This is a genomic window from Xanthomonas sp. BRIP62415 (genome assembly GCF_003993515.1).
GTDB lineage: Bacteria > Pseudomonadota > Gammaproteobacteria > Xanthomonadales > Xanthomonadaceae > Xanthomonas > Xanthomonas euroxanthea.
This window is the reverse complement of the sequence record NZ_QEZH01000010.1, coordinates 88,812-94,998: the sequence shown is the minus strand read 5'-3', so window position 1 is coordinate 94,998 and position 6,187 is coordinate 88,812. Positions and strand designations below refer to the sequence as shown.

Below are 6,187 nucleotides of genomic sequence, written 5' to 3'. Positions count from 1 at the left end.
CGTCAGGGGTGGGGCGCGTGGGGGCGCAGGGTCGGCCCGGGCCGCTGCCGCGGACACCCCGGCATGACAGCACATGCCGGGGTCACCCAGGCGTCACTGGTCGATGAACTGCAGCCGCGCCAGTTCGGCGTACAGGCCGCCTTCGGCGATCAATTGCGCATGCGTACCCTGCGCGACGATGCGGCCGGCCTCCATCACCACGATGCGGTCGGCCTTGAGCACGGTGGCCAGGCGATGGGCGATGACCAGCGTGGTGCGGCCTTCCATCAAGCGGTCCAGCGCCTGCTGCACCGCGCGTTCGCTCTGCGCATCCAGCGCGCTGGTGGCCTCGTCCAGCAGCAGGATCGGCGCGTCCTTGAGCAGGGCGCGCGCGATCGCCACACGCTGTTGCTGGCCGCCCGACAGGCGCGTGCCGCGTTCGCCGAGTTCGCTGGCGTAGCCCTGCGGCAGGGCGCGGATGAACCCATCGGCCTCGGCGGCCGCCGCGGCGGCTTGCACCTCCGCGTCGCTGGCATCCAGACGCCCGTAGCGGATGTTGTCGGCGGCGCTGGCGGCAAACAACGTGGGTTGCTGCGGCACCAATGCAATCCGTTCGCGCAGCAGCACCGGGTCGGTCTGGCGCAGGTCCACCTCGTCGATGCGCAGTCTGCCGCTGACAGGGTCGTGGAAGCGCAGCAACATCGCCAGCACCGTGCTCTTGCCGGCGCCGGAGGGTCCGACCAGCGCCACGGTTTCGCCCGGATGGACATGCAGGTCGAAGCCGTCCAGCGCCGGCGCATCGGGGCGCTGCGGATAATGAAACACCACCTGGTCGAAATGGATCGCACCACGCAGCGGCTGCGGCAAGGGCTGCGGCGTGGCCGGCGCGACGATCGCCGGCTGCTCGTCGAGCAATTCGCCGACCCGGCCCATACCGCCGGCCGCGCGCTGCAACTCGTTCCAGACCTCGGCCAGCGCACCCACCGAGCCGCCGCCGATCAGTGCGTACAGCACGAACTGTCCCAGCGTGCCGGGCGTCATGCGTCCGGCGATCACATCGTGCGCGCCCAGCCACAGCACACCGACGATGGCGCCGAAGATCAGCATGATCGCCACCGCAGTGACCATGGCCTGGGTGCGGATGCGCAGCCGCGCGGTATCGATCGCGGCGAACAGGGCCTGGCTGAAACGCTGGCTCTCGTAGCGCTCGCGCGCATGCGCCTGCACGGTGCGCACCGCGCCCAGCGTTTCGGCCGCCAGCGTGTTGGCATCGGCCACGCGGTCCTGGCTGGCGCGCGAGATCTTCTGCAGGCGGCGTGCGCCCAGCACGATCGGCAGCACCGCCAGCGGAATGCCGATCAGGGTGAAGCCGGCCAGCCGCGGGCTGGTGACGAATAGCATCACCATGCTGCCGATCACCGTGACCGAGCTGCGCAGCGCCACCGACATGGTGGTGCCGATCACCCCGCGCAGCAGCTCGCTGTCGGCCGACAGCCGCGACACCAGCTCGCCACTGCGGCTGCGATCATGAAAGCCGGCGTCCAGCCCGATCAGATGCGCATACAGGCGGCCGCGCAGATCGGCGACCACCTTTTCGCCCAGCAGCGCGACGAAATAGAAGCGCGCGGCCGTTGCCACCGCCAGCACCACCGCCACGGCGAACAGCAGCGCGAAGGCGTGGTTGATCTGCGAGCCGCCGGAAAACCCATGGTCGATCATCTGCTTGACTGCCGCCGGCAAGCTCAATGTGGCGGCCGAGGAAATGGCCAACGCGATCAGCCAGGCGGCGAACAGGCCACGCTGGCGCTGCACGAACGGCCACAGGGTGCGCAGGCTGCCAAGCTTCCGCAATGGGTTGGGCCTGGCGGCGGCTGGCTGGTTCATGCGGCTTCCGGTGATGAGAGATGGACACGGTTGCGAGTGGCGTCGCACAGGCGTGTTTTCAAGCTGGCCAGCTGATCGGCAGGCAGTTGCACGCGCAGCGCGGCGCCCTGCGCATCGAAACGTTCATCCAGCTTGTCGGCGCGGAAGGCGCTCAAGGCAGCATGCACCAGGCCCAGGTCGTCGAACTGACACTGCAGATCGAGCAGCGACAACGCAATCAACGGCTGTCGCGTCGCCAACCGCAGGCATTCGGCCGCGGTGCCGCCGTAGGCACGCACCAGACCGCCCGCACCGAGCTTGATGCCTCCATACCAACGGGTGACCACCACGACCACGCGGTCGTAGCCCTGGCCATCGATGGCCGCGAGGATCGGCCGCCCGGCGGTGCCGCTGGGCTCGCCATCGTCGCTGGACCGGTAGTCCTGCCCGTAGCGATAGGCCCAGCAATTGTGGGTGGCATCGGCGACGGACACGCGCTGCACGATCTCCAGCGCCTGCGCGGGAGAGTCCAGTGCCGCAGCATTGGCCACAAAGCGACTGTGCTTGATGTCCAGGCTGTGGTGCGCGTCAGCGGCGAGGGTATCGAGCATCGTCGCCATTCTATGCGAGCCGGTCGTGCCGGACGCTGCGGCCGTCGTGACTGCCGTTGCAAGCCGGCAGATCGAGGGTGTTCGATGATGCATTGAGACGGGCTGGGCGCGCGATGGGCGCGCGCAGTCCCAAGGACGGTTAGCGCAGGCGCTGCCGTTTTACACCAGGGTGGAGCGGCGCTTCTCGTCGATCCACTTGGAGGCCTGCGCCGGCGTGTAGTGCTGCATCCACTCCAGCATCTGCTCGATGTCGGCGCCGTACCACAGGTCGGTGCGCTGGTCCGGATGCAGGAAGCGTTCTTCCACCATGCGGTCGATCATGCCGATCAGCGGCGCGTAAAAGCCTTCGATATCCAGGAACGCACAGGGCTTGTTGCCGATGCCCAGCTGCCGCCAGGTCAGCATCTCGAAGATCTCTTCCATGGTGCCGAAGCCACCGGGCAGGGCGACAAACGCATCGGACAGCTCGAACATGCGCATCTTGCGCGCATGCATGGAGCCGACGATTTCCAGCGTGGTCAGCCCACGGTGCGCCACTTCCCAATCGGCCAGCTGCTGCGGAATCACGCCGGTCACCTCACCACCGGCTGCCAGCACCGCATTGGCCACGGTGCCCATCAGGCCGACGTTGCCCCCGCCATACACCAACCGCAGTCCCTGCGCGGCGATGCGCTGCCCCAATGCAGTGGCGCGCTCGGCGTAGGCGGGTTTGTTGCCGGCATTGGAGCCGCAGTAGACGCAGATGCTTTTCATGGGAACGGGAATCGGGAGTTGGGAATAGGGAATGGGTCGAAGCACAGCGGAAGCCAGAACGCATGACGCCGGACCTAAGTCCGGCGTCAGCATGAGGAGTGAGGTAATGGGAATGCTTCTACGATTCCCGATTCCCCACTCCCGATTCCCGGCTTAGTTAGCCTTATGGATCGCGCGCTTGCTCACTGCCATCGCGGCATCGTGAACCGCCTCGGACAGCGTCGGGTGCGCGTGGCAGATGCGTGCCAGATCGTCGGCCGAGCCGTTGAATTCCATCGTCAGCACGCCTTCGTGCACCAGCTCGGACACGCCCACGCCCACCAGATGCATGCCCAGCACACGGTCGGTCTCGGCGTCGGCGATGACCTTGACGAAGCCGGCCGGCTCGCCCATGGCCACCGCACGGCCGATCGCCGCGAACGGGAAGCTGCCGGCCTTGTAGGCGACGCCTTCGGCCTTGAGCTGCTGCTCGGTCTTGCCGACCCAGGCAATCTCCGGCTCGGTGTAGATGACCCACGGGATGGTGTCGAAGTTGACGTGGCCGGGCAGGCCGGCGATCAGCTCGGCCACCGCGATGCCTTCCTCGAAGCCCTTGTGCGCCAGCATCGGGCCGCGCACGCAGTCGCCGATCGCCCACACGCCATCGACGCCGGTGTGGCAATGCCCGTCCACTTCGATCTGGCCACGCTCGTTGAGCTTGACGCCGGTGCCCTCAGCCAGCAGGTTCTTGGTCGCGGCCTTGCGGCCCACGGCCACCAGCAACTTGTCCACGGTCAGGGTCTGCTCGCCGGCAGCGTCGGTGTAGCTGACCACCACCTGCTTGGCATCGCCACTGCCGGTGATCTCGGTCTTGCTGACCTTGGCACCGAGCTTGATGTCCAGGCCCTGCTTCTTGAATTCCTTCAGCGCGGTCTTGGCCACTTCGGCATCGGCCAGCGCCAGGAAGTCAGGCAGTGCCTCGAGGATGGTGACCTCGGCGCCCAGGCGCTTCCACACGCTGCCCAGCTCCAGGCCGATCACGCCGGCGCCGATCACTGCCAGACGCTTGGGAACGGCGGTGAAATCCAGGCCGCCGACGTTGTCGACGATGGTGTCGCCTTCGAACTTGGCGAACGGCAACTCGATCGATTCCGAGCCCGGAGCCAGGATCACGTTGGTGCCCTTGAGCTCGATCTCGCCGCCTTCGTGCTGGGCGACCTTGACGATGTTGCCCGGCAGCAGCTGGCCGAAGCCGTAATACGGGGTGATCTTGTTCGCCTTGAACAGCATCGCGATGCCGCCGGTGAACTGCTTCACGATCTTGTCCTTGCGGCTGATCATGGTGGGCACGTCCATCTTGGCGTCGTTGAAGCTGATGCCGTGGTCGCCGAACAGGTGGCCCATGTTCCAGAACTGGCGCGAGGAATCCAGCAGCGCCTTGGACGGAATGCAGCCCACGCGCAGGCAGGTGCCGCCCAGTGCAGGCTTGCCATCCTTGCCGATGGCCGCGTCGATGCAGGCGACCTTCATGCCCAGCTGGGCCGCGCGAATCGCAGCGTGATAACCGGCCGGGCCGGCACCGATGACGACGACGTCGAATTGTTCGCTCATTTCATTTGCTCACGGGAATGGGGAGTAGGGAATGGGGAATCGCAAGAGCGCATGCGCCGCTCGCGTCCCATCCGAGTCAAGGCGGGAATGGAGCGGTCGACGGGTGCTTGCCCATTCCCCAATCTCCATTCCCGATTCCCGGCTCTTACAGACCGAACAACATCCGGCCCGGGTTTTCCAGCTGATTCTTGATGTCGACCAGGAACTGCACCGAATCCTTGCCGTCGATGATGCGGTGGTCGTAGGACAGCGCCAGGTACATCATCGGCGCGATCACGACCTGGCCGTTCTCGGCGATCGGACGTTCCTTGATCGCGTGCATGCCCAGGATGGCGCTCTGCGGCGGGTTGATGATCGGGGTGGACAGCAGCGAGCCGAAGGTGCCGCCGTTGGTGATGGTGAAGGTGCCGCCCTGCAGATCGTCCAGGCCCAGCTTGCCGGCGCGCGCCTTGGCGGCGTAGTCGGCGATGCCCTGCTCGACGTCGGCGAACGACTGGCGCTCGACGTTACGCAGCACCGGCGTGACCAGGCCCTTGTCGGTGGAGACGGCGATCGAGATGTCGCTGTAGCCGTGATAGATGATGTCGTCGCCGTCGATCGAGGCGTTGACCAGCGGGAAGCGCTGCAGCGCGTTGGCGGCCGCCTTGACGAAGAAGCTCATGAAGCCGAGCTTGATGCCGTGCGCCTTCTGGAACTCGTCCTGCAGTTCCTTGCGCGCGGCCGACACCTTGGCCAGGTTCACTTCGTTGAAGGTGGTCAGCATCGCGGTGGAGTTCTTGGACTCCATCAGGCGCTTGGCGATGGTCTTGCGCACGCGGGTCATCGGCACGCGCTCTTCCGGACGGGCGCCGGACGCCTTGCCCACGCCGCCGGCCTTGGCGAAGTTGACGATGTCTTCCTTGGTCACCGCGCCACGACGGCCGGTGCCTTCGACCTGGGCCGGATCCACGCCCTGGGTGATCGCGGAAAAACGCGCACCCGGGGGCAGCGCATCGGCAGCCGACTTGGAGGCAGCAGCCGGTGCAGCGGCGGCAGCCGGGGCCGGCGCGGCGGCCGGTGCAGCAGCGGCAGGTGCCGGTGCATCGGCCTTCTTCTCCTCGGCCGGTGCGGCCGCAGCCACGGCGCCTTCCTCGATGATCGCCAGGATCTGGTTGCTGGTGACGGTGCTGCCGGCTTCGAACTTGATTTCCTTCAGCACGCCGTCGACCGGCGAAGGAACTTCCAACACGACCTTGTCGGTTTCCAGGTCGACCAGATTCTCGTCGCGCTTGACCGCTTCACCGGCCTTCTTGTGCCAGCTGGCGATGGTGGCGTCGGAAACGGATTCGGGCAGTACCGGAACTTTGACTTCGGTGGCCATTCGGGGAGCGTCCTAGGGTTTTCGTTCTTTG

General features: G+C 66.6%; 5 protein-coding genes. All 5 read right to left on the bottom strand.

Annotated features, from left to right (window positions below; all coding sequences use genetic code 11):
* Window positions 1-93: 93 nt before the first annotated feature.
* The 5 genes from EO141_RS02505 to sucB all read right to left on the bottom strand — a co-directional run bounded on the left by EO141_RS02505 (window position 94) and on the right by sucB (window position 6,156).
* Window positions 94-1,863 carry an ABC transporter transmembrane domain-containing protein gene (locus EO141_RS02505; RefSeq protein ID WP_104648392.1) on the bottom strand — a complete coding sequence of 590 codons (1,770 nt, stop codon included), beginning with the start codon at window positions 1,861-1,863 and terminating at the stop codon, window positions 94-96.
* The gene (locus tag EO141_RS02500) at window positions 1,860-2,462 is read right to left on the bottom strand and encodes a YigZ family protein (protein WP_164739029.1); all 603 of its coding nucleotides are present in this window, start codon (window positions 2,460-2,462) and stop codon (window positions 1,860-1,862) included. Before EO141_RS02500 ends, EO141_RS02505 begins: the two co-directional genes overlap by 4 nt.
* 150 nt (window positions 2,463-2,612) lie before the next feature.
* Window positions 2,613-3,206 (bottom strand): TIGR00730 family Rossman fold protein, encoded by a 594-nt coding sequence (locus EO141_RS02495; RefSeq protein WP_104648393.1) that lies wholly within the window; start codon window positions 3,204-3,206, stop codon window positions 2,613-2,615.
* Window positions 3,207-3,359: 153 nt separating this feature from the next.
* Window positions 3,360-4,796, bottom strand: coding sequence for a dihydrolipoyl dehydrogenase (gene lpdA, locus EO141_RS02490; RefSeq protein ID WP_119129070.1), 1,437 nt, complete (start codon window positions 4,794-4,796; stop codon window positions 3,360-3,362).
* A 145-nt stretch (window positions 4,797-4,941) separates the two neighbouring features.
* On the bottom strand, window positions 4,942-6,156 hold the full coding sequence (gene sucB, locus EO141_RS02485) for a dihydrolipoyllysine-residue succinyltransferase (RefSeq protein ID WP_104582743.1): 1,215 nt from the start codon (window positions 6,154-6,156) through the stop codon (window positions 4,942-4,944).
* Window positions 6,157-6,187: the final 31 nt, after the last annotated feature.